Raw genomic sequence first — 22,546 nt, forward strand, 5'->3', positions numbered from 1 at the left:
GTGCAAAGCGAACAAAAATAATCAATCTAGACGACAAATTTAATTGAGTGTCAGAGCTTATTCTAAATGCAAATCCAACGGCGTTTTACTTGGCCTGCCACCAACTTCTCGTGTGAGTTTTGGTACCAGATAACCCGATACACGCGTGATGAGTCCGCGCATAATAGCTTTCGCTTCTTCGTCCGAAATAAAGTAGTGCGCTGCGCCTTGCACCTTATCAAGAACGTGGAGGTAATAAGGCAAGATACCCGCGTCAAATAAGGCCTCACTTAACGCCACTTGAGCTTCTACCGAATCATTCACGCCTTTCAGCAGAACGCCTTGGTTTAGAAGCGTAACGCCCGCTCTTTTGAGTTTGAACATCTGTTCAGCAAATTCGTCATTGATTTCGTTGGCATGGTTGATGTGAGTGACGAGGATGATTTGTAACCTTGATGCTTGCAGAAGTTGGCATAGTTCATCAGTGACTCGAGCTGGAATCACCACAGGTAAACGGCTATGAATACGCAGACGTTTGATGTGAGGAATATGAGCAATGTGCTCTAAAAGCCAATGAATCTCATCGTCTTTTGCCATTAATGGATCACCACCTGAGAAGATGACTTCGTTCAACTCTGGTTGTTGAGCCATGTACTCTAAGCACTTGGTCCAGGCTTGTTTCCCGCTTTTGTTCTCTTGATAAGGGAAGTGACGACGAAAACAGTAACGGCAATTTACCGCGCAGCCACCTTTGACAATCATCAGGGCGCGGTTGCGATACTTGTGTAGCAGGCCAGGGACTTCATTGTCCTGCTCTTCCAATGGATCATTGGAGTAACCCGGATGCACCTCAAATTCGTCGCTCAGTGGTAAAACCTGACGTAAAAGAGGGTCTTTAGGGTTGCCTTTCTCCATCCTATCGACAAAACTTTGCGGTACACGCTGTGCAAACAGCTTGCGCGCGGCAAACCCGTCTTGCCACGGTGAAGGATCAATTTCCAGTATTTCGAGCAATTTTGCAGGATCAGAGATCCCATTCGCCAACTGTTTGAGCCAGTTTTGCTCAACAGATTCGACTTTTCGGGTTATTATGTGCGGCATTGAATTTAGCTCTAAGAATGTAAGAGGAAAAAATGGCTACAGTTAGCACCAATGAATTTAAAGGCGGTCTTAAGTTAATGCTTGATAACGAGCCTTGTGTAATTCTGGAAAACGAATACGTTAAACCAGGTAAAGGCCAAGCGTTCAACCGTGTTAAAATTCGTAAACTTCTTTCTGGTAAAGTGCTAGAGAAAACATTCAAGTCTGGTGACACTTGTGAAGTGGCAGACGTAATGGATATCGACCTAGATTATCTATATTCAGACGGCGAATTCTACCACTTTATGAACAGTGAAACGTTTGAACAGATCGCAGCGGATGCAAAAGCGGTAGGTGAAAACGCTAAGTGGTTGGTAGAAAACAACACTTGTATGATCACTCTTTGGAACGGTAACCCAATTACTGTTACTCCACCAAACTTCGTTGAGCTAGAAGTTGTAGACACAGACCCAGGCCTGAAAGGTGATACTCAAGGTACTGGCGGTAAACCAGCGACGCTATCAACTGGCGCTGTTGTTCGTGTTCCTCTGTTCATCTCAATTGGTGAAGTGATTCGCGTAGATACTCGTACTGCTGAATACGTAGGTCGTGTGAAGTAAGCACTTTATATGATTGTTAGAAAGGTCGCTTCGGCGGCCTTTTTTATTGCCTGTGATTCTTCTCTTTTAATCCCTCTGCGTAAAACATCGATATCCTCCGCAAATTTTTGATGATTTTGTATTATTCGTAAAAATCTTATTTATTCCATGAATCTGTCGATTATTCCTTAATGTAACATTTTGATACATTAGTACTTGTTGCTGAGTTGCATAGCAATCTGATTTTTATCGATTTAACTCAGTAACAATCCAAAAAGGAGAACAAAATGGAAAGCAGAGGTTTAGGAAGGGGTTTAAAGGTGGAAGAAAGACGTCAGTTACTACATAAAGGATTAAAAGCAGCCGTATTTGGCGTACCGCTGTTGGCAATAGGCTTAACGATTAATAGCTCGGTGCTGATGACCGATGCGGGTTACAGCTACGTGCATCAGAATAATATTACTGGTGAGTTGGATGTGTTTACTGAACCTGGCATTCATTTTCGTATGCCATTTCTGTCCAAAATCACCAAGTATGACCAAGTGATCACCGTGTCATTCGGTAACAGCAAGGGCGAAGATTTTTATCAACGTCTTGATGCGATTCAGGTTCGATTTGCCGACACCTATATTGGTCAGATCCCCGTAACATTCCGCTTTAAGCTCAGTAATGACCCTGAAGCGGTGAAGAAGATGCATAAAGAGTTCCGCAACAACAGTAACTTGATCGATGCGCTGCTTGTAAAGAACGCACGTAACGTAACGGTGATTACCGCAACCCAATACACGGGTGAAGAGTTTTTCCAAGGTGGTTTGAACCAATTCAAATCGAAACTTGGCGATCAGTTACGAGAGGGGATTTATCTAACAGAGCGACGTCAGGTTGAAGTGGAAGAGTTGGATCTTGCGCCTGTTGGGGCGAATCAAGCCAATCCGAACCAATTACAGCGCACCAATCAACTGGTATGGAAAACCGTGCCTGTCGTAGACAAAACCGGGCAACCAATTCGTCAAGACAATCCGTTACAACAATACGGTATTCAAGTGACGCAGGTGACCATTGGTGACCCGCAGCCAGAAAAGCAATTAGATCAGCTATTGGCAGATAAAAAACGTTTAGTGGCGGATCGAATTCGTGCGATTCAGGAACAAGAAACGTCGAAAGCACAGGCAGAGACCGAGCAGTTACGCAAAGAGATTCAACGAACACGTGAGGTGCAAGACGCCCAGCGTGGTAAAGAACTCGCAATTATTGCTCAGCAAAAAGAAGTGGAAGTTGCACGTCAGATTGCAGAGCGTGAAATCGTTGAAGTGGAAAAAACCAAACGACTTGCTGAGGTCGAGAAGGAGAAAGAGCTAGCTATCGCAGAGGCTAACTTAGCGATTCAAAAAGCGAACGCACTTTCTGCTGAGTTTGAAGCGAAAGCGATATTAGCGAAAGGTCGCGCAGAATCTGAAGTCCTAAAAGGTAAGTATGCAGCGTTAGGAGCAAACCGTGAAGTTTACTTGGCAGAATTGAATCGAGACGTAGCGAACTCGCTGTACAACAATTTGCAAAACTTCCAAGTTCAGATGCCACAAAATTACATTGGTGGAAGTGACGAAACGGGCTTGAAAACAAACCTAGATGTGATTACTGGCTTTGGTGCTCTGGGTCTTATGGACCAGACAAAGAAGGTCGCACAGCAATAAGATCATGGGTGGTCAAAAGCTTAAAAAGCAAAAAGATCATAGGTAACCCAAAGCAATAAAAAGCTGGCATTTAGCCAGCTTTTTCTTTTTTTGGTCAGTCTCTTAAATCATGAAGATAAAGATAACTGCTAGTGCAGTGATGAGGCCTGCAAATGCATAGCATGCAATTTTACCAATCACACCAGTGTGGAACTTAAGGTCGTGCATGCCGTGGTGTACACGGTGCATTGCATGCCACATTGGCAATGCTAGCGTGCCAATGATGAATAGCGCACCGATGATGCTGGTTGCGAATGCAGAGACACGCTCGTAGCTCATCGCTTCTGCATCAATCACGCCTAGTGGGACCAAGATACCTAGCACAAGAACAGTGATTGGCGTGATCATCGCGAACCAAGTACCACCTGCGCCAAACAGACCCCACCAGATTGGCTCATCAGAACGTTTTGGTGATGTGTTTACACTATAATTCGGTTTCATTGCTCAGCTCCTTACACCACGATGAGAACGATCAGTGAGATGAACGCAACCGCGGCCCACTGAGTCAATACGATGATCTTCTTGTCCACGGGTTTGCCTTTCAAACGAATTGGCATTACTTGTGGCATCATGCTGAAGAAAGTTTGAGCGTGGAATAGGCTACCGAGTAGTGCAACGATGTTGATTGCGACTACGATTGGGTTCGCCATGAACGCTAACCAACCTTGCCATGCTTCAGGACCTTTCACCAAGCAACCTAAACCGAAAGTTAGGAACAGAGTGAATAGGATTAACGGAAGCACCGTCGCTTCACGTAGCATGTAGAAGCGGTAGAAAGGATGGTTCTTCCACCAAGTGCGTTTTACTTCACGAACGTAAGGTTTACGATTGCTCATCCTTATGCCTCCACTTTCTTTGGTGAACCATCAGGTTTCAACATAGCAATCACGAAGTCCATAGAAGACTCCACTTTGCCTTGGTTTACTGCCGCTGCTGGGTCAACGTTCTTCGGACAAACTTCAGAACAGTAACCAACAAACGTACAACCCCAAGCACCGTTTTCACCGTTGATAAGCTTCATGCGCTCATCTTTACCGTTGTCACGGCTGTCTAGGTTGTAGCGGTGGGCTAGCGTTAGTGCAGCAGGACCGATGAACTCTGGGTTAAGACCAAACTGAGGACATGCTGCATAGCACAGACCACAGTTGATACAGCCAGCGAACTGCTTGTATTTCGCCATCTGTTCTGGCGTTTGCAAGTTCGTACCGTCTTCTGGTTTACGATCGTTACCAATGATGTATGGTTTGATTGCTTCTAGGCGCTCGATGAATGGCGTCATATCAACAATCAAGTCTTTCTCGATTGGGAAGTTCGCTAGAGGCTCGATAGTCACACCGTCTGGGTAGTCACGTAGGAAGCTCTTACAAGCAAGTTTCGGTACGTTGTTCACCATGATGCCGCAAGAACCACAGATCGCCATACGGCAAGACCAACGGTAAGACAGATCTTTGTCTAGGTGGTCTTTGATGTAACCAAGTGCGTCAAGTACAGACATGGTTTCATCGAATGGGACTTCGAATGTTTGCTTGTATGGTTCTGCATCTTTTTCTGGGTCGTAACGCAGGATGTCTACTTTTTGAATGCGATTTGCTGACATTATGCTTGCTCCTCTGCGTTCTTCTCTTCAGCCGCGGCTTTTTCTGCTGCTTCACCGTATAGACGAGCTTTTGGTTGTGACTTAGTGATGGTCACATTGCTGTAATCGATACTTGGTGCTGACTCTGGCTTGTAGAAAGCAAGTGAGTGTTTTAGGAAGTTCACGTCATCACGTTCTGTACAACCGTCGTCTAGACGTTGGTGCGCACCGCGAGATTCTTTACGTAGAATCGCAGAGTGAACCATCGCTTCTGCGACTTCTAGGCCGTAACCCACTTCGATTGCGTATAGAAGGTCTGTGTTGAACACTTTACCTTTGTCTTTGATGCTGATGCGTTTGTAGCGTTCTTTCAACTCAGTGATTTTGTCGATAGTCGCTTGCATCAAATCTTCTTGGCGGTAGATACCACAGCCCGCTTCCATGGTGTGGCCCATTTCTGTGCGTATTTCTGCCCAGTTTTCGTCGCCTTCTTGGTTCATCAGTTTCGCGATGCGCTCTTCAACGGCTTTGACTTGCGTGTCAATTGCCGCGTCGTTCCAACCTTTGAATTCTGCTGCGCGTTTCACTGCATTTTCACCCGCTACGCGGCCAAATACCACGAACTCAGCCAGTGAGTTAGACCCTAGACGGTTTGCACCGTGAAGACCAACAGACGCACATTCACCCACCGCGAATAGGCCTTTAATGCGAGTTTCACAACCGCCGTCCGTTTCAATACCACCCATGGTGTAGTGAACGGTTGGACGAATTGGAATTGGCTCTTTTGCAGGGTCCACGTTTACATAAGCTTTTGCTAGCTCACAGATGAACGGTAGACGTTCTTGTAGGTACTCTTCACCAAGGTGGCGAAGGTCTAGGTGCACCACGTCACCCAGTGGGTGTTTGATGGTGTTGCCTTTCTGTTGTTCGTGCCAGAAAGCTTGAGAAACTTTGTCACGAGGACCCAGTTCCATGTATTTGTTCTTCGGTTGGCCAACTGGAGTTTCAGGGCCCATGCCGTAATCTTGTAGGTAACGGTAGCCATTCTTGTTAACGATGATACCGCCTTCACCACGACAACCTTCCGTCATCAGGATACCTGTGCCTGGAAGACCGGTTGGGTGGTATTGAACGAATTCCATATCACGTAGAGGAACGCCGTGACGGTAAGCCATTGCCATACCATCGCCCGTTACGATACCGCCGTTGGTGTTACAGTGGTAAACACGGCCCGCGCCACCTGTTGCTAGAACAACAGATTTTGCTTTGATAGTAACAAGCTCGCCTTCAGACATGTGAATAGCAATCAGACCTTGAACTTCGCCTTCATCAACAAGCAGATCCACCACAAAGTACTCATCAAAACGTTTGATGTTGCTGTACTTCATTGATGTCTGGAATAGCGTATGAAGCATGTGGAAGCCAGTTTTGTCTGCAGCGAACCAAGTACGTTCAACCTTCATACCACCAAAGCGGCGTACGTTGACTTCACCGTTCTCTTTACGACTCCATGGGCAACCCCATTGCTCCATTTGGATCATTTCGCGAGTCGCGTTCTCTACAAAGTATTCAACAACATCCTGTTCACATAGCCAGTCACCACCGCCAACAGTGTCGTTGAAGTGGTTGTCTAAGCTATCTTCATCCTTGATAACTGCTGCTGAGCCACCCTCTGCAGCGACCGTGTGGGAGCGCATTGGATAAACTTTAGAAATCAGAGCGACTTCTAAGTCTGGGTTTGCTTCAGCCGCTGCAATAGCAGTACGAAGACCAGCGCCGCCTGCGCCGATGACTGCGATATCTGTGGTGATAATTTGCACAGTTATCCTCCAGTGTGTGATTGCGGAAATCCGCTTGTTATTGTCATTACGAGGCGCTCCTTAAAAAGAACTCCCCAAAAGTAGTAGGGTTAGTGTAGATGAGCCACATGGCAGAAAAATTGATGTAATTGGGTTTTTGCTTCGGTAATGCACTTAAGGGCATAGAATTTATAGGTTATGTGACTGCTATCACGGCATCGAGGTTTTGGCCCTCAAGCATTAACATTAGGGATGTTAAACCCGTGTTGCGTGACATTAACCGCATGGATAATAGGATTTTAACTGAGTGTTTTTTGTTCTGCGGCACGAGTAATGCTTGCCTCAAATTTGCGAGCACATTAGTAAAAAGAAGAAGGGATATTCCTCTCTTCTTGAAGAGTAAAAAGCATGTAGAATGAGACTTTCCTCGCTGAATTAAAGTTTGAGAGACTTGTTATGCAAACCAACTGGCAACCTACTGCTTCCATTGACCAACTTCGTCAACGTGCGACGTTAATCGCGTCGATTCGACAATTCTTCGCTGACCGACAGGTGATGGAAGTCGATACGCCAGCCATGAGTCACGCAACCGTGACTGACATTCATTTGCATACTTTCCAAACCGAGTTTGTTGGCCCAGGCTATGCCGATGGCAGTAAGCTGTTTTTTATGACCAGCCCAGAGTTCCATATGAAGCGCCTTTTGGCTGCGGGCAGCGGTTGTATTTATCAAATCAACAAAGCATTTCGTAATGAAGAGAATGGTCGCTACCACAACCCTGAATTCACGATGTTGGAGTGGTATCGCGTTGGCTTTGACCATCATAAATTGATGGATGAAATGGATGATCTGTTGCAGCTGGTATTGAAGTGTGGCGCAGCGCAGCGCATGACGTATCAGCAAGCCTTCATTGATGTGTTGGGTATGTGTCCACTGGAAGGCTCGATGACTGAGCTGAAAGCGGCGGCAAGCAAGCTGGGTTTGAGTGACATTGCTGAGCCAGAAGAAGATCGCGATACGTTGCTGCAACTGCTATTTAGCGTGGGAGTAGAAAACAAAATTGGTCAGGACGTGCCGGCTTTTGTGTACGACTTCCCTGCATCACAGGCGGCGCTTGCGAAAATCAATCCTCAAGATCATCGCGTCGCGGATCGTTTTGAAGTGTACTTTAAGGGGATAGAGCTGGCGAACGGATTTCATGAACTGGATAACCCGAAAGAGCAATTAGCGCGCTTTGAGCAAGATAACGCAAAGCGTATCGAAATGGGTTTAAAACCACAGCCGATCGATTATCATCTGATCTCTGCACTGGAAGCAGGGTTGCCAGATTGTGCAGGGGTCGCGTTGGGTATCGATCGTTTGATCATGCTGGCGCTAGGCTGTGACCACATTGATCAAGTGACGGCCTTTCCATTTCCAATTGCATAAGGACGTCCAATGAACCTGACGGCTGCGCGTTTCGTCATCTTTAGCTACGCTATATTGATCGCTTTTTTATCTCTGAGTTCAGGTGAACTGCAAGACTGGGGCAATATCGCGTATCTCGACAAAATGCAGCACGCTATGGCGTATAGCGGCTTTGCGTTTTTAGGTTGCTTTTGCGTGTGGCGTTGGCGTCAACGTTGGGCGGTGGCGATTGGTATTTTGCTATTCAGCGCCGTTATTGAGTGGTTGCAAGGGTATGTAGGGCGACAAACTTCTTGGTTAGACCTTGTCGCCAACTCAACTGGCATCTTAACTGGTCTGTTATGTTACCGTATTTGGAGCCTCTATCGACCTAGGTTGGTGAAGTCGCTATACTCGATTCGTTAATGAAGAGGGAACACGATAACAATGAAAACGCGCGACAAAATCGTCTACGCGGCACTGGAGTTGTTCAACCAACATGGTGAGCGCAACATCACCACCAATCACATTGCCGATCACATCGAAATTAGCCCTGGTAATCTGTATTACCACTTCCGCAATAAGCAAGAAATCGTTCGTGAGATCTTTGCGCTTTATTCAGCAGAACTTTTAGAAAGATTTACCCCTATTCAAGGTTCGCAAGAGAGCCTTACTATGCTGAAGAGCTACCTAGACTCTATTTTTACCTTGATGTGGAAATACCGCTTTTTCTACGCAAACTTACCAGAAATCCTGTCACGAGATGAACAGCTACACGAACAGTACATCGATGTGCAAGAGAAGCTGCAAGCGAACCTCATTGCTATTATGCAAGAGTTCGTAACGATGAAGCTGTTGAAAGTCGATCAACAACAGTTGAAGTCATTGGTATGTACATTGCACTTGATTGCGTGTAGTTGGTTGGCGTATCAATCCGCGATGGCTTCAAAAACCAACATTACCGAGCAAATGGTGAAGCAAGGGATGTTGCAGATGCTTAATGTCGTTAAGCCATTAGCAACTGAGCAGGGCTTAGAGCAGCTACTGTTATTAGAAGATGCGGTTAGCAATCTACACAGTTAAACGTCAAACTGCTTAATATTTCGAGAGTCACTCTCATTTTCGAGTCGTGGCTCGAGTTGACTTGTCAAATATGCCACGCACAATAGTCCCATACGCTAAAAACCCTTGCAGGGATAAGATTCTCGATAAAGGAACTATCGCCCCATGAATTACGACATTTTTAATGGTGATGCTGATGGCATCATTGCTCTTCTACAATTGCGTTTGGCTGATCCTGTCGATGCCCAGTTAATAACCGGTGTAAAGCGCGACATCAAGCTGGTGGAAAAAGTAGACGTGCAAGCGGGTGATGAGCTGACTGTGTTAGACATTTCGATGGAAAAGAACATGGCAGGTCTAGAGCAAGCTTTGGCTCAAGGCGCGCACGTCTTTTACGCCGATCATCACAAAGCGGGCGACATTCCTCAGCATGGTAATTTGGATGCGCACATCGATCTCGATGCCAACATGTGCACGGCGTTGATTGTCGATAAGTTGCTTGATGGGCGTTTTCATGACTGGGCGATTACGGCGGCTTATGGCGATAACATGATTGCTAAAGCCGATGAGTTAGCGAATAACGCGGGCTTGTCGCAGCAACAGAAAGAGCAGCTAAAAGAGCTGGGTACTTTAATTAACTACAACGGCTACGGATCGAAGGTCGAAGATTTACACTTTCATCCTGCGGAGCTGTACCGAGCTTTGCTGAAGTACACGTCGCCATTTGAAGCTATTGAAGATAAGGCCTCGCCATACTACCAATTGCAATCGGCTTACCAACAAGACATGGAGGCGGCTCTCGCAGTGCCTGCCATGCATGAGAGCGGTAAGCTGAAGTTGTTTGAGTTACCAAACACGGCGACATCACGCCGAATCAGTGGTGTTTATGGCAACTGGCTAGCAAACCAAACCCCTGACTCTGCGCATGCGGTACTTACTGAAAATGCAGATGGTACTTATACGGTTTCACTCCGTGCCCCGTTAAACAATAAACAAGGTGCCGTGGCCGTGTGTGGTCAGTTCCCGACAGGTGGGGGGCGAGAGGCGGCGGCAGGAATCAACGCGTTAAGCAAAGATGATGTGAATGCTTTTATTGATGCGGTAGAAACCTACTACGCATAGCATTTTCCAAAATATGAATACAAAAAAGGAGCCGAGTGGTTCCTTTTTTATTATAAGTCGATGAGTCAGATAATCAGCGTTTTAACCAAGATTTCGGATTCTGCGCTTCACTATTACGACGAATTTCAAAGTACAGCGATGGCCTGTCTTGACCACCCGTATCACCCGCGAGAGCAATCACTTCGCCTGCGGTGACTCGATCGCCTTCTTTTTTAGTTAACGCTTGGTTGTAACCATAGAGGGTCATGTCACCTTTTCCGTGGTCGAGCAGTACCACTAAACCGTATCCGCGCAGATACTCAGCAAATACGACAGTACCAGGATAAACGGCTTTCACTTGTTGACCATAGTTGGCAGACAACACCATGCCCTTCCAGTTTACCTGCCCGGTTTGTCGCGTACCAAAGTTGTGTAACACACTGCCTTTGAGTGGCCAAGGCAACTTACCGCGCTGTTTGCCGAGTCCGTCCATTGGCACCGCATTACGCTTCGCTGCTTTGGCGATCTCTGCTTTTAAACGGGTTTCGTTGCGTTGCAGCTCGGCTAAGTAGCGTTTGTCATTCTTGATACTGCTCTGAATTTTATTCAGGGTTTGCTTACGCTTGGATTGTGTACTCGCTAGCGCTGTACGTTTTTCGGATTGCTGCTTGAGCAGAGTCTCGATTTGCTCTTTTTCTAGCTCGAGCTGGTTTTTGTTGTGCGCTAATTCTTGGGTTATTTTGGTGATCGCATCAATTACTTCAGCACGTGCTTTAGCTAAATGCTGGAAGTATTGGCTCATGCGGTCTTCTTCCACACCTTGATTTAACAAGTGACCATTGGCCTTCGCTCGCTCGGTTACGTAATACGTTTGCAGCAGCTGTTTGAGTTCTTCTTCTTGCTCTTGACGCTGTGCTTCTTGCAAGGCAATTTTCTCTTCCAGGTTTTCTATGTTTTTGTCTGCTTGTGCGAGGTTAGACTTGGTTTGTCGTATTTCACGCTCAAGCTTAGAAATACCAAGTTCTTGATCTTTTAGTGATTTCTGTAACTCATTGAGCTGCTTTTCTTGGGAAGAGAGCGATTTGCGCTGACGGCTTATCTCACTGGATACGCCTTTGAGCTCTTGCTGACTCACAGCAGAGGAGGTAATGGGATAAGTGGCAGATAAAGCACAAGTTAATAAAATAGCCGAGCGTAGAACAGGGTGATTTTGTTTTCGCACTTGAGAGTTACCTACCACGTTGTTGTCAAAAAGGTTTGTTGACGATTAAATACCATCTCCATGGATAAAGCTTTGCGACTTGCCGTTAAAGCCTTGATCCATATCGAGAGAGGGTTTGTCTGTTTTTGGTCGACCAACGATTTTCGCGGGTACGCCTGCCACGGTCGTGTGCGGTGGCACCGCTTGCAATACTACGGAGCAAGAGCCGATTTTCGCCCCTTCGCCCACTTCGATATTACCAAGAATTTTGGCACCTGCACCAATCATCACGCCTTCACGGATTTTCGGGTGACGATCGCCGCACTCTTTACCAGTACCACCAAGGGTGACATCTTGCAGTATAGACACGTCGTTTTCGACCACGGCAGTTTCACCAATCACGATGCCTGTTGCATGGTCGAGCATGATACCACTACCAATGCGTGCTGCAGGGTGAATATCGACCTGACATGCTACCGAAATCTGATTTTGTAGGTAAGTCGCAAGAGCGTGACGACCTTGCTTCCACAGCCAGTTTGCTACTCGGTAGCCTTGCAGTGCGTGATAGCCTTTTAGGTACAGCAATGGCATTGAGTACATTGAAACAGCAGGGTCGCGATTGACCGTGGCACAAATATCACAAGCCGCGCCGTCAGTGATGGTTGGATCAGCCGCAAAGGCTTCTTCAACCACTTCACGCACAGCCATCGCTGGCATGGAAGCGGTGTTCAATTTGTTAGCCAGAATATAACTCAGAGCGGCACACAAACTTTCATGCTTGATAATGGTGGCATGATAGAAGCTCGCCAGCATAGGCTCTTGTTCTGACATTTCACGGGCTTCTGAGACAATTTTGTTCCAGACTTTTTGTTTTTCGCAGTGTTTCATTCTCAATATCCAGAGTGGTTCTTCCGTGACCCGACAACTTCAATTTTTCTCAGATGAGCTGCAAAGGGCGGTAGAGTGCTACTTTCCTTCGGCTTTTTTGTCACGAGCAAGTAAATCTTGCGCTGCTAAGCGCGCATCTTTTCCTTGATACAATACTTGATAAATTTGATCAACTATCGGCATCTCAACACCCATACGTTGAGAGAGTAGCCATACTTCTTTTGTATTGCGGTAACCCTCAACCACTTGGCCAATTTCTTCTTGAGCCGTATCAACGTCTTTACCTTGGCCTAATGCCAAGCCAAAGCGTCGGTTACGTGATTGGTTATCGGTACATGTCAGGACAAGATCGCCTAAACCTGCCATGCCCATAAAGGTTTCTGGCTGTGCACCCAGCGCAGCACCAAGGCGACTCATTTCAGCCAAGCCACGAGTAATTAATGCAGTACGGGCGTTGGCGCCAAAACCAATACCATCAGACATACCCGCACCAATCGCAATAACGTTTTTCACAGCGCCGCCCAATTGCATACCAATAAAGTCACTATTGGCATATACGCGGAAGGTTTTGCTACAGTGGATTTTTTCTTGTAGATCCGCAACAAATTCAGAATCTGGAGACGCAACTGAAATTGCAGTCGGCATACCCATTGCGAGCTCTTTCGCAAACGTTGGGCCAGACAATACTGCTAGTGAGTAGTTTTCACCGATAATGTCATAAGCAACGTCTTTCAGTAGGCGCCCCGTTTCAGGTTCAAGCCCTTTGGTTGCCCAACAGATGCGAGAGTCTTCGCGCAAGAATGGTTTACAGCTGTTTAGCACGATGCCAAAGACATGGCTTGGAACCACAACCAACAAATCTCGGCTTGCTTGAACGGCTTTTTCTAAATCCGATTCAATGATCAAGCTTTCAGGGAAATCAACACCTGGTAAGAAGGCATGGTTAGCTCGGTCTGCTTCTAGGCGAGCCATGTGCTCTGGCTCGTGTCCCCAAAGGACAACGTTCGCGCCGTTACGAGCGAGTGAGATTGCCAAAGAGGTGCCGTATGAGCCTGCGCCAATCACAGTCATTGCGATGTCTTTACCGTAAGCATTGTTTGTATTTGCTTGTGTCATGCTACCGCCTAATTGTCTTGCTACTAGTAGAATCTAGTTCCTAATCGTCAAATTTTACGCCTTCTGGCGATTAGGAACTAGGAACTTTTGTCAGAAATAAAAAATGCACATTGCATCGAATGGTAGACGCTCTGTGCATTTTATTTGAGTCGGTGACGTCAGCACTGTGGCTATTCGTCACTTATAAAACGTGAATTACGCTTCAGCTTCGCCTTGTTGAGCTTGCTGTTGTAGGTAGTTCATGAATAGCGCGTCAAAGTTTACTGGCGCTAGGTTCAGTTGAGGGAACGTACCTTTAACGACTAGGCTTGAGATAGTTTCACGAGCGTATGGGAATAGGATGTTCGGGCAGAATGCGCCTAGGCAATGTGCAAGTTGACCAGCTTCCATTTGTTCAGCAGTGAAGATACCACCTTGTTGAACTTCACATAGGAACGCAGTCTCTTCTTCGTTCTTCACAGTAACGGTTAGGCGTAGAACAACTTCGTAAACGCCTTCACCAAGCTCACGGCTTTGAGTGTCTAGGTCTAGTTTAACGTCTGGGTTCCACTCTTTCTGGAAAATTACTGGAGAGTTCGGCGCTTCAAAAGAAACGTCTTTTAGGAAGATGCGTTGAATTGCGAAGTTTTGTTGTGCGTCTTGAGGTGCTGCTTCAGCCATTTTTTAATCCTTAAATCAATATTTGTTGAGCCTAGAAACGTCTAAGCTCAGAAAACTGGTATGTCCTGAGACTAACTGAGCCAATCTACCTTGACTAGATGAAGCGTGTATTACGTGCAAAGCGTCACAACTTAGTGCTCCAACTGCTTTCAATTTGCTCAGTTTTTTGTCCGCGAGGCTTGGTAAAAGCGCGTTTAAACACGAACTTTCGTTCTTGCCACGTTCCTACTTCTTACCGCGAACTAACGGCAGGTTCGCTTCGTTCCACGCAATCAAACCATTTTTTAGTAGGCTCACGTTTTCGAAGCCAGCTTTTACTAGTAGGTTTGCGCTTTCTTGAGCGGTCTGTCCTGTCTTACATACAACAATGATTGGGTCTGATTTGTGGTTTTCAAGGCTACCCAAGTTACCCGCTTTGATGTCTGACGGTAAAATGTGAAGTGAGTCGGTGATATGACCTTTTTTGAACTCGTCTTTGGTACGGATATCCACTACAACGCCGTTTTCACGGTTCATAAGATGTGTCAGTTGGTTTACGTTGATTTCTTTGTATGCGGCTGTCGCTGATTTCACGATGTTCATGATAAAGGCGACAAGAAGACCTACCCAAACCAAAGATAGAATCATGTTCTGTTGGAAAAATTCAATGTACTCTTGCATGTCTTGAGCTCTTACGCTGTTGGCGGAAAAATAAAGCAGGAGTATAGCGAGGTTACGGCTCTTAGGCGAGAGGGTTAAAATTTTCTAACGAATAATTGAGATCTCTATAAACCCGTTATGCCCTTACTATCCGTACATTTCGCTCTGGTAGCTTGATTGCTTTGGCCTATTGGACTTATCGGTTTAAGTGACTTCTGTTTTACTGAGAAAAGAGAACAATAGGTATTAACCCATCTTGTTTGATGTTGCTTTAAATTAGCACTGTTTCAAGTGCAAAAATAAGAATGAGAAGCGTAAGAAAACCGAACTTAGACTGGGGTGTACAAAGCGTATTAGAAATGACTATGCTTGTGGAACACGTTTGTCGGCACTGACTCGTTGTTCGCTTAACTTGTAAGATAGCAACAATAAATCGCAAACATTATTTGATCTTAACCTACAGTTTTGGTTAAAAAGTGTAGTAAAATTACGCTAGTTTTGTTTCAAGGTTAGATAGGGCAGCGAGGCCCTACGCCAAAAGTTACTTAAATTTGATGAGGTCATCACTATGTCAGCTAAGAAGCCACTGGCTCTAGTTATCCTTGACGGTTACGGTTACCGTGAAGACACAGCAAGTAACGCAATTGCGAATGCGAAAACACCAGTAATGGATGCTCTGATTGCGAATAACCCACACACATTAATCTCTGCTTCAGGCATGGATGTTGGCCTTCCTGATGGTCAAATGGGTAACTCTGAAGTTGGTCACACTAACATTGGTGCAGGCCGCGTTGTATACCAAGACCTGACTCGTATCACTAAATCAATTGCGGATGGTGAGTTCGAACAAACGCCTGCGCTAGTTGAAGCAATCGACTCTGCTGTGAAAGCTGAAAAAGCAGTACACATCATGGGCCTGATGTCTCCAGGCGGTGTTCACTCTCACGAAGACCACATTTACGCTGCAGTTGAAATGGCAGCGGCGCGTGGCGCAGAGAAAATCTACCTACACTGCTTCCTAGACGGCCGTGACACACCACCACGTAGTGCTGAAAACTCACTACAACGTTTCCAAGACCTATTTGCGAAACTAGGTAAAGGCCGCGTTGCTTCTCTAGTAGGTCGTTACTACGCAATGGACCGTGACAACAACTGGGATCGCGTCCAAGTTGCTTACGATCTTCTAACTCAAGCTAAAGCTGAGTTCACAGCAGAAACGGCAGTTGCAGGTCTAGAAGCGGCTTACGCTCGTGAAGAAAACGACGAATTCGTTAAAGCAACAGCTATCAAAGCGGAAGGTCAAGAAGACGCAATCATGCAAGATGGCGATGCGGTTATCTTCATGAACTACCGTGCTGACCGTGCACGTCAAATCACTCGTGCATTCGTTCCTGCATTTGACGGCTTTGAGCGTGCAGTATTCCCAGCAATCAACTTTGTGATGCTGACTCAATACGCGGCTGATATCCCTCTAGCTATCGCATTCCCACCTGCGTCTCTAGAAAACACTTACGGTGAGTGGCTATCTAAACAAGGTCAAACTCAGCTACGTATCTCTGAAACAGAGAAATACGCACACGTGACTTTCTTCTTCAACGGTGGTGTTGAGAACGAATTTGAAGGCGAAGAGCGTCAATTGGTTGCTTCTCCAAAAGTTGCAACGTACGACATGCAGCCTGAAATGAGCTCTCCAGAACTAACAGATAAGATGGTTGCGGCTATCAAGTCTGGTAAGTTCGATACCATCATCTGTAACTACCCGAACGCAGATATGGTTGGTCACACTGGCGTTTATGAAGCGGCTGAGAAAGCAATCGAAGCTCTAGATGAAAGTGTGGGTAAAGTGGTTGAAGCAATCAAAGAAGTTGGCGGTCAACTATTGATCACTGCGGACCACGGTAACGCAGAAATGATGATCGACCCTGAAACTGGCGGCATCCACACTGCTCACACTAACCTACCAGTACCTCTAATCTATGTAGGTGACAAAGCGGTTGAATTCAAAGAAGGCGGTAAACTGTCTGACCTTGCACCAACCATGCTTTCTCTAGCTGGTCTAGAAATCCCAGCAGAAATGACGGGTGAAGTACTAGTTAAATGATTAACTAACGGCTCCGAATGACAAAAGCCCGAGTTTAAACTCGGGCTTTTTTGTATCTGGCAGTAAGGGCTGGTCTGTAAGGTTACTGAACCAATATGCCCGCACCAATCACAGCTAGGGCTGCGCCCAACCATGCAAATCGGTTTGGTCGGCGTTTCGTGTAAATCCAGAGCAGTGGTAGCAACATAATTGGCGTGGTTGAAGATAGCAGTGCAACCATACCTACATTTCCTTCTTGCAGTGCGTATAAGATTAGCGTCATGCCGACGGCCATCGCCAAGAAACCATTAAGTGCAGTAATACCAAATACGCGCCAAGTAATGTGTTGCGTCGAGCGAGCGACTTTGACCCCTAGAATTAACAACATGCTGTGGGCGAAAAAGGCACTGATCATTCGAATAGCAGAAGCCGCAACTGGGTCAATACTGGTTTGCATTACTGGCTTGGCGATGATGCCGCCCAATGCTTGGCACATTGCTGCGGTTAAGCCAAGTCCAATACCCACCCAGATGTTACCTTTAATGTCTTCCAAGACGTTATTCACTTGACCTCTTCGGCCAAAGAATATCGCCATCACCACGCCGCTAAATACCAATGATGCGCCCAGTAGTTCTATTGTGGTCATGACTTCGCTAAATAAGAAGTAGCCCAAGATGGCAGAGAACACGGCGTGGCAAGAGAATAGTAACCCGGCCTGTCTTGGCCCCATACGATTCAAACACGCGAATAGAGCGGTATCACCAATAAAAATACCAATCAGTCCTGAGGCCATCATTGGCGTTACATGTTCCCAAGAAACCGTTAACCAGCCGCCAGTTATCCAGGCCATTGTTGATAAGATCACGGCTGTGCAGCCCATACGCCAGCGGCTGTAAGAAAATGCGCCTAGGTGTTGTGCAGGAATGACCGAAATTAGGCTAGAAACTGCCCACAGAAAAGCGGCGCATAAAGCAAGCCATTCGTAACCCATGATGTGTCGACGTCCTTGTAGAGTAGAGGAGTCTTAATATGCACGAAATTTAATGGATGTAAAAGCGGCTCTGCAAGGGCAATAGTTGGCGAACAGCTCCATGACAACAAGCTCTGTCACGGAGCTTATCGATTAAAACAGCACCAGAACTGCGCCATACACGATAAATAGACCAATCAAACCAAGAATCAGCCCCACTTTCGCCATGTCTTTGCTCTCGATGAGGCCTGTTGAATAAGCCAAAGAGTTTGGTGGTGTGGAAACCGGTAAGATCATGCCAAGTGATGCGGAGAAGGCGACGACAACCAGTAAACCTTGTAGGCCACCAACCGCAATAAGGCTTGGCATGGATGTACCAATAGCGGCAGCAATAGGCATCAATAAGTTTGCCGTTGCGGTATTAGACATAAAGTTCGCCATTAACCAGCACACTACCGATAGGGCTAAAACAACGGCAAATGGTGATAGCAGGCTGTAATCAATAGCGTGCGCTAATGCTTCGGCTAAGCCTGTTTTGTCTAAGGCAATACCAATTGCTATACCACCGGCAACCAGCCATAAAACATCCCAGTTAATTAGCTTGAGCTCTTCTTTTCCCATAATGCCCGTTAACGTGAACACTGCTAGTGGGATAATCGCGACAACGTATGTATTCATGCCATGCACTTTCGTTGTCATCCAAAGCACAATGGTTAGTGCAAAAGTGATGTAGACGACGATCGCACGCCAGCTCCTTTTGAATGTACCATCTAGCTTTAGTTTCATTTCTGGTTCGCTGGACGGAAACAGCTTTTGCAACAAGAACCAAGCTACAGTGAGTTGTACCAACACAAATGGTAGACCCATTGTCATCCAAGATAGGAAGTCTATCGCGTTTTCTCCAGTGAGATATTGAAGCGCTATCGCATTAGGTGGCGTGCCTATCGGAGTCGCAATGCCGCCTGTATTCGCGGCAATTGGAATGCACAGCACCAGCGCTTTAATCCCTAAATCCCCTTTAGGTGCTGAAGCGACGATGGGGCCAAGCAGGGCTAGCATCATCACGGTCGTGGCAGTATTGGACATAAACATTGAAAAAACGGCGGTAATTAACATCAAGCCCAGCATGATGAACTTAGGTTGGGTGCCGAATGGTTTTAATAGTACTCGGGCGAGGTTGTTGTCGAGCTCGTATTTGGAAGCCGCAATCGCAAGAGCAAAACCACCCATAAAAAGAATAATGATCGGTGAAGAGAAGGCCGAGAAAATATCGGTGTAAGCAATTAACTCTCCTAAATCATGCCCCGCTGGTGGATTGCGAAATAGATGCAAACCTTTATCCGATATCATGATCAGTTCAAGAGCGATAATAAGAATGGACGTAGCAAAAACGGGAACCGGCTCGAGAACCCAAAGTAGGGCAGCAAGAAGAAAAATAGCCAACAGGCGATGCTGAATTAAAGTGAGATCGTTAATAGGAATAGCATCGATCGGCATCATCAAAACACCGAGCGGAATTAAAAAGCACACCAGCAATTTCGCCAACGTGTTTACACTCATCTTTGGCATTGGCTGCCCCTCTAAATATTCATTCTAAGCGCAGGATAATTGATTGTGGAATGAGGGTCTTAGAGGCAGGTATGAGTTTGAGAAATAGAGGCTAAATTTCGAACGGAGTTTTGCTTTTTATCAATAAAAAGAGCCCTTAATAAAGGGCTCTTTAACGGTGTTTTACTTATTTTTTCAAGGCGTAAGGTGTGCCCATAACGGTTGGCTTACCGTTTTCCATGCTTGCGTCAAACTCAATCGCGTCTTTGGCAAACAGGTTAATAACAGTAGAACCCAGTTTGAAGCGGCCCATCTCTTCGCCTTTTTTCAAGATCACGGCCTTGTCACCCTCTGCTGGGTAATCCCATTTGTAGACAGTGTTTCCACGAGGCGGAGTGATAGTGCCAGCCCATACTTGCTCAATGCTACCAACAATTGTCGCACCAACAAGCACCTGTGCCATTGGACCAAACTCAGTATCGAAGATACACACCACACGCTCGTTACGTGCAAATAGGTTCGGTACGTTTTCTGCTGTCAGAGGGTTTACTGAGAACAGGTCACCTGGTACGTAAATCATTTGGCGCAGAGTGCCGTCACATGGCATGTGTACACGGTGGTAATCGCGCGGAGATAGATACAATGTGGCAAAAGAACCATCTTTAAATTCGTCCGCTAAATTCGCGTCACCGCCCAGCAATTCTTGTGCTGAGAAGTGATGACCTTTTGCTTGGATAAGTTGACCATCTTCAATAGGGCCAAATTGGCTAACACAAGCGTCGGTTGGGTGAGTGATGACGTTTTCGCCTTCAGAAATTGGGCGTGCGCCCTCTTTTAGCTCACGAACGAAAAACTCGTTGAACGTTTTAAAATGCTTAGGATCTGAGTGCTTCGCCTCATCCATGTTCACATTGTATTGTTTGATAAACCAACGAATAACTGCTGTTGTTAGACCGCCAGCTTTTGCTGAAGCCAGTTTACCCATTAGGCGAGTGAGGCCGTGTTGTGGGATCCAGTACTGCAGTCCAACTTTAAACTTGTCCATCTTTAATTCCGATACTTCTGTTAGATTCGCGCTTTAGGGCGCGTGATGTTACTGAAATTTAATTTGCTTGTCAGTATTAGGTGAAGACTTTTTACACAGTTACAGCCTTAACTCAATTACAGATCGGCTTTTTTATTACGTGAATACTGACGATTTGCTTTGTTTTCAACCATGCTTTCCAAAATGCGATGATAGTTTTCAAAGCGAGTTTCGTTAATTTCCCCGTTCTCGACAGCTTCGCGTAGAAGGCAGCCTGGGTCATCATTGTGTTTACAATCTCGGAACTTGCAACCGCCTAAATATGGTCGAAATTCAACGAATGCTTTTGTTACTTCTTCTGCTTCCAAATGCCAAAGACCAAATTCACGTACTCCAGGTGAGTCGATCAAATCGCCACCCGTTGGAATGTGGTATAAACGTGCAGCCGTCGTGGTGTGTTGGCCCAAGCCAGAGTTCTCAGAGACTTCGCCTTCTTCCACTTCGCTCTCTAGTTCCGGCATTAACGCGTTGACTAAGCTGGATTTCCCTACGCCTGATTGACCAACAAAGATATTAATTCGGTCACGCAGCAGGGTTTCTAGTTCAGCAATGCCTTCTCCAGACTTCTTGCTGACCAGAAGCACTTTATAGCCAATGCGTTCATATTCTTTGAGCCATTCTTCATACATTGCACGATCATCGGCTTCTAGAAGGTCGACTTTATTTAAGACCAACAATGGCGCAATATTCAGTGTTTCTGATGCAACGAGATAGCGGTCAATAATATTTAGCGATAGCTCTGGTAATACCGAAGAGACAATGACCATTTGATCAATATTGGCTGCAACGGGTTTTAGGCCATCGTAATAATCTGGACGAGTGAGCACTGAAGAGCGAGGTTCTACCGCTTCAACAACACCAGAGATGCCCGCCATAGACTCCAATCCTTCGCGCCATAAAACACGATCGCCAGATACTAGAGACTCAATACCACGGCGGAGGTTACAGCGTTGAATTTCGCCTGTTTCAAGGTCTTCAATGTCCGCGTGCTGACCAAAACGAGTGATCACGAGACCTTGCTTGCTGGCGCCTAGCATGTTTTCATCCCACTGGATGGACTCTTCTTGCTTCTTCAAACGCTTTTGTTGGTTGCTACGTACGCGTCGCACCTGACCTTTGGTTAACTTTTTCTTCTTTGCCACAATTTTGTACTTTATGTGAATTTACTCAAATGGTTGAGCCGTACTCTTGGCTCCGTGTATGAGTATCGTGTTTCTCGTATTTTGAGGTATAGTACCTCTTTTATCGATAAACAAATAGGCGGCGTAACCATGTCCTTTAGCGATCAAAACCTAATTTGGGTTGATTTAGAGATGACAGGGCTTGATCCTGAAACGCACAAAATCATCGAAATTGCTTCTATTGTCACGGATAGCGAACTAAATATTTTGGCTGAAGGTCCAGTGTTAGCGATTCATCAGCCGGAAGAAGAACTAGCGAAAATGGACGACTGGTGTACTAATACGCATACGGCAAGCGGTTTGGTGGAGCGCGTTCGAAACAGTCAAATCTCAGAACAAGACGCAGTCGCACAAACCATTGAATTTTTAGAAAAATGGGTGCCAAAAGGGGCGTCGCCAATATGTGGTAACAGCATTGGGCAGGATCGTCGCTTTTTATACAAGCATATGCCTGAGTTGGAAGAGTTCTTCCATTACCGATATGTTGACGTTAGTACTCTTAAAGAACTAGCACGTCGCTGGCAACCTGAGGTGCTAAATGGGTTCACAAAACAGGGAACACATTTGGCCTTGGACGACATTCGTGAGTCCATCGCAGAACTTAAGTACTATCGAGGTACTATTTTCAAGATTTAACTGTTAAGGTTGCGATCCAAATTGTTGTAATTTATATCGCTTTTGATTGCTTTTTCGTCGTTCAGTAAAAAAATAAAGTTTTTTTGAAGGAAGGACTTGCATCACAAAAAAATGCTCTTATAATTCGCAGCCCTAAACAGCGGAAACGTTGTTGATGCGACACTAGCTCAGTTGGTAGAGCGCAACCTTGCCAAGGTTGAGGTCACGAGTTCGAACCTCGTGTGTCGCTCC

General features: G+C 46.0%; 22 protein-coding genes and 1 tRNA gene. 9 read left to right on the forward strand and 14 right to left on the reverse strand.

Features of this window, described 5'->3' with window-relative positions; genetic code table 11:
- Positions 1–57: 57 nt before the first annotated feature.
- On the reverse strand, positions 58–1,080 hold the full coding sequence (epmB, locus tag R7F07_RS21770; RefSeq protein WP_053307395.1) for an EF-P beta-lysylation protein EpmB: 1,023 nt from the start codon (positions 1,078–1,080) through the stop codon (positions 58–60).
- 32 nt (positions 1,081–1,112) lie between these two features.
- Between epmB and efp the strand changes: the two genes are divergently transcribed.
- Both efp and R7F07_RS21780 read left to right on the forward strand, forming a co-directional pair.
- Positions 1,113–1,679 (forward strand): elongation factor P, encoded by a 567-nt coding sequence (gene efp, locus R7F07_RS21775; protein ID WP_005381500.1) that lies wholly within the window; start codon positions 1,113–1,115, stop codon positions 1,677–1,679.
- A 266-nt stretch (positions 1,680–1,945) separates the two neighbouring features.
- Positions 1,946–3,349 (forward strand): SPFH domain-containing protein, encoded by a 1,404-nt coding sequence (locus R7F07_RS21780; protein WP_005386397.1) that lies wholly within the window; start codon positions 1,946–1,948, stop codon positions 3,347–3,349.
- A 102-nt stretch (positions 3,350–3,451) separates the two neighbouring features.
- Here R7F07_RS21780 and frdD read toward each other — a convergent pair whose 3' ends face one another.
- From frdD to frdA, 4 genes are read right to left on the reverse strand one after another with little or no spacing between them, the layout of a single operon-like run.
- Positions 3,452–3,829, reverse strand: coding sequence for a fumarate reductase subunit FrdD (frdD, locus tag R7F07_RS21785; protein ID WP_005381493.1), 378 nt, complete (start codon positions 3,827–3,829; stop codon positions 3,452–3,454).
- Positions 3,830–3,840: 11 nt separating this feature from the next.
- Positions 3,841–4,224 carry a fumarate reductase subunit FrdC gene (gene frdC, locus R7F07_RS21790; protein WP_005381491.1) on the reverse strand — a complete coding sequence of 128 codons (384 nt, stop codon included), beginning with the start codon at positions 4,222–4,224 and terminating at the stop codon, positions 3,841–3,843.
- A 2-nt stretch (positions 4,225–4,226) separates the two neighbouring features.
- Positions 4,227–4,985: a succinate dehydrogenase/fumarate reductase iron-sulfur subunit gene (locus R7F07_RS21795; protein WP_005381489.1), complete on the reverse strand. Its 759-nt coding sequence runs from the start codon at positions 4,983–4,985 to the stop codon at positions 4,227–4,229.
- Positions 4,985–6,784, reverse strand: a complete 1,800-nt coding sequence (gene frdA / locus R7F07_RS21800; RefSeq protein ID WP_054575300.1) for a fumarate reductase (quinol) flavoprotein subunit — start codon at positions 6,782–6,784, stop codon at positions 4,985–4,987. The genes R7F07_RS21795 and frdA overlap by 1 nt, the downstream gene beginning before the upstream one ends.
- Before the next feature lie 435 nt (positions 6,785–7,219).
- Here frdA and epmA point away from each other — a divergent pair, with 435 nt between their 5' ends.
- The 4 genes from epmA (at position 7,220) to R7F07_RS21820 (ending at position 10,333) form a co-directional block, all read left to right on the forward strand.
- Positions 7,220–8,191 (forward strand): elongation factor P--(R)-beta-lysine ligase, encoded by a 972-nt coding sequence (epmA, locus tag R7F07_RS21805; RefSeq protein ID WP_170890891.1) that lies wholly within the window; start codon positions 7,220–7,222, stop codon positions 8,189–8,191.
- Between the two features lie 9 nt (positions 8,192–8,200).
- The gene (locus tag R7F07_RS21810; protein WP_005381482.1) at positions 8,201–8,575 is read left to right on the forward strand and encodes a VanZ family protein; all 375 of its coding nucleotides are present in this window, start codon (positions 8,201–8,203) and stop codon (positions 8,573–8,575) included.
- A 21-nt stretch (positions 8,576–8,596) separates the two neighbouring features.
- Positions 8,597–9,232, forward strand: coding sequence for a TetR/AcrR family transcriptional regulator (locus tag R7F07_RS21815; protein ID WP_042523716.1), 636 nt, complete (start codon positions 8,597–8,599; stop codon positions 9,230–9,232).
- Positions 9,233–9,376: 144 nt separating this feature from the next.
- Positions 9,377–10,333 (forward strand): DHH family phosphoesterase, encoded by a 957-nt coding sequence (locus R7F07_RS21820; RefSeq protein ID WP_171343372.1) that lies wholly within the window; start codon positions 9,377–9,379, stop codon positions 10,331–10,333.
- 73 nt (positions 10,334–10,406) lie between these two features.
- On the opposite strand, the gene R7F07_RS21825 is transcribed toward R7F07_RS21820, so the two are convergent.
- The 5 genes from R7F07_RS21825 to R7F07_RS21845 form a co-directional block, all read right to left on the reverse strand.
- A complete protein-coding gene (locus R7F07_RS21825; protein WP_005381476.1) occupies positions 10,407–11,552 on the reverse strand; it encodes a murein hydrolase activator EnvC family protein in 1,146 nt (381 codons plus the stop codon).
- A gap of 27 nt (positions 11,553–11,579) precedes the next feature.
- On the reverse strand, positions 11,580–12,401 hold the full coding sequence (cysE, locus tag R7F07_RS21830; RefSeq protein ID WP_005381475.1) for a serine O-acetyltransferase: 822 nt from the start codon (positions 12,399–12,401) through the stop codon (positions 11,580–11,582).
- A 78-nt stretch (positions 12,402–12,479) separates the two neighbouring features.
- Complete coding sequence (gene gpsA / locus R7F07_RS21835; protein WP_005381474.1) at positions 12,480–13,517, reverse strand: NAD(P)H-dependent glycerol-3-phosphate dehydrogenase; 1,038 nt, start codon at positions 13,515–13,517, stop codon at positions 12,480–12,482.
- A 195-nt stretch (positions 13,518–13,712) separates the two neighbouring features.
- Positions 13,713–14,177, reverse strand: coding sequence for a protein-export chaperone SecB (gene secB / locus R7F07_RS21840; RefSeq protein ID WP_005386410.1), 465 nt, complete (start codon positions 14,175–14,177; stop codon positions 13,713–13,715).
- 225 nt (positions 14,178–14,402) lie between these two features.
- The gene (locus tag R7F07_RS21845; RefSeq protein WP_005386415.1) at positions 14,403–14,837 is read right to left on the reverse strand and encodes a rhodanese-like domain-containing protein; all 435 of its coding nucleotides are present in this window, start codon (positions 14,835–14,837) and stop codon (positions 14,403–14,405) included.
- 547 nt (positions 14,838–15,384) lie between these two features.
- Between R7F07_RS21845 and gpmM the strand changes: the two genes are divergently transcribed.
- Entirely contained in the window at positions 15,385–16,917 is a 1,533-nt protein-coding gene (gene gpmM / locus R7F07_RS21850; protein WP_005381471.1) for a 2,3-bisphosphoglycerate-independent phosphoglycerate mutase, read from the forward strand.
- Between the two features lie 82 nt (positions 16,918–16,999).
- Here the strand turns inward: gpmM and R7F07_RS21855 are convergent, their stop codons facing one another.
- The 4 genes from R7F07_RS21855 to rsgA all read right to left on the reverse strand — a co-directional run bounded on the left by R7F07_RS21855 (position 17,000) and on the right by rsgA (position 21,640).
- Positions 17,000–17,887, reverse strand: a complete 888-nt coding sequence (locus R7F07_RS21855) for a DMT family transporter (protein WP_017635571.1) — start codon at positions 17,885–17,887, stop codon at positions 17,000–17,002.
- Positions 17,888–18,019: 132 nt separating this feature from the next.
- Positions 18,020–19,435, reverse strand: a complete 1,416-nt coding sequence (locus R7F07_RS21860) for an SLC13 family permease (RefSeq protein WP_171343373.1) — start codon at positions 19,433–19,435, stop codon at positions 18,020–18,022.
- A 166-nt stretch (positions 19,436–19,601) separates the two neighbouring features.
- Positions 19,602–20,459, reverse strand: coding sequence for an archaetidylserine decarboxylase (asd, locus tag R7F07_RS21865; protein ID WP_171343374.1), 858 nt, complete (start codon positions 20,457–20,459; stop codon positions 19,602–19,604).
- 116 nt (positions 20,460–20,575) lie between these two features.
- Positions 20,576–21,640, reverse strand: coding sequence for a small ribosomal subunit biogenesis GTPase RsgA (rsgA, locus tag R7F07_RS21870; protein WP_025768798.1), 1,065 nt, complete (start codon positions 21,638–21,640; stop codon positions 20,576–20,578).
- Between the two features lie 129 nt (positions 21,641–21,769).
- Here rsgA and orn point away from each other — a divergent pair, with 129 nt between their 5' ends.
- Both orn and R7F07_RS21880 read left to right on the forward strand, forming a co-directional pair.
- Complete coding sequence (gene orn, locus R7F07_RS21875) at positions 21,770–22,315, forward strand: oligoribonuclease (RefSeq protein ID WP_017635574.1); 546 nt, start codon at positions 21,770–21,772, stop codon at positions 22,313–22,315.
- A gap of 156 nt (positions 22,316–22,471) precedes the next feature.
- Positions 22,472–22,544, forward strand: a tRNA-Gly gene (locus tag R7F07_RS21880).
- The last annotated feature ends 2 nt before the right edge of the window (positions 22,545–22,546 follow it).

The sequence above is a fragment of the Vibrio sp. YT-16 genome (assembly GCF_033337405.1).
In the GTDB taxonomy this organism is placed as follows: Bacteria; Pseudomonadota; Gammaproteobacteria; order Enterobacterales; family Vibrionaceae; genus Vibrio; species Vibrio alginolyticus.

What these genes read in the sequence shown, in the direction of transcription:
- epmB (WP_053307395.1), bottom strand. Translation starts at nt 1,080, where the DNA reads ATGCCGCACATAATAACCCGAAAAGTCGAATCTGTTGAGCAAAACTGG.
- efp (WP_005381500.1), top strand. Translation starts at nt 1,113, where the DNA reads ATGGCTACAGTTAGCACCAATGAATTTAAAGGCGGTCTTAAGTTAATG.
- R7F07_RS21780 (WP_005386397.1), top strand. Translation starts at nt 1,946, where the DNA reads ATGGAAAGCAGAGGTTTAGGAAGGGGTTTAAAGGTGGAAGAAAGACGT.
- frdD (WP_005381493.1), bottom strand. Translation starts at nt 3,829, where the DNA reads ATGAAACCGAATTATAGTGTAAACACATCACCAAAACGTTCTGATGAG.
- frdC (WP_005381491.1), bottom strand. Translation starts at nt 4,224, where the DNA reads ATGAGCAATCGTAAACCTTACGTTCGTGAAGTAAAACGCACTTGGTGG.
- R7F07_RS21795 (WP_005381489.1), bottom strand. Translation starts at nt 4,985, where the DNA reads ATGTCAGCAAATCGCATTCAAAAAGTAGACATCCTGCGTTACGACCCA.
- epmA (WP_170890891.1), top strand. Translation starts at nt 7,220, where the DNA reads ATGCAAACCAACTGGCAACCTACTGCTTCCATTGACCAACTTCGTCAA.
- R7F07_RS21810 (WP_005381482.1), top strand. Translation starts at nt 8,201, where the DNA reads ATGAACCTGACGGCTGCGCGTTTCGTCATCTTTAGCTACGCTATATTG.
- R7F07_RS21815 (WP_042523716.1), top strand. Translation starts at nt 8,597, where the DNA reads ATGAAAACGCGCGACAAAATCGTCTACGCGGCACTGGAGTTGTTCAAC.
- R7F07_RS21820 (WP_171343372.1), top strand. Translation starts at nt 9,377, where the DNA reads ATGAATTACGACATTTTTAATGGTGATGCTGATGGCATCATTGCTCTT.
- cysE (WP_005381475.1), bottom strand. Translation starts at nt 12,401, where the DNA reads ATGAAACACTGCGAAAAACAAAAAGTCTGGAACAAAATTGTCTCAGAA.
- gpsA (WP_005381474.1), bottom strand. Translation starts at nt 13,517, where the DNA reads ATGACACAAGCAAATACAAACAATGCTTACGGTAAAGACATCGCAATG.
- secB (WP_005386410.1), bottom strand. Translation starts at nt 14,177, where the DNA reads ATGGCTGAAGCAGCACCTCAAGACGCACAACAAAACTTCGCAATTCAA.
- R7F07_RS21845 (WP_005386415.1), bottom strand. Translation starts at nt 14,837, where the DNA reads ATGCAAGAGTACATTGAATTTTTCCAACAGAACATGATTCTATCTTTG.
- gpmM (WP_005381471.1), top strand. Translation starts at nt 15,385, where the DNA reads ATGTCAGCTAAGAAGCCACTGGCTCTAGTTATCCTTGACGGTTACGGT.
- R7F07_RS21855 (WP_017635571.1), bottom strand. Translation starts at nt 17,887, where the DNA reads ATGGGTTACGAATGGCTTGCTTTATGCGCCGCTTTTCTGTGGGCAGTT.
- R7F07_RS21860 (WP_171343373.1), bottom strand. Translation starts at nt 19,435, where the DNA reads ATGCCAAAGATGAGTGTAAACACGTTGGCGAAATTGCTGGTGTGCTTT.
- asd (WP_171343374.1), bottom strand. Translation starts at nt 20,459, where the DNA reads ATGGACAAGTTTAAAGTTGGACTGCAGTACTGGATCCCACAACACGGC.
- orn (WP_017635574.1), top strand. Translation starts at nt 21,770, where the DNA reads ATGTCCTTTAGCGATCAAAACCTAATTTGGGTTGATTTAGAGATGACA.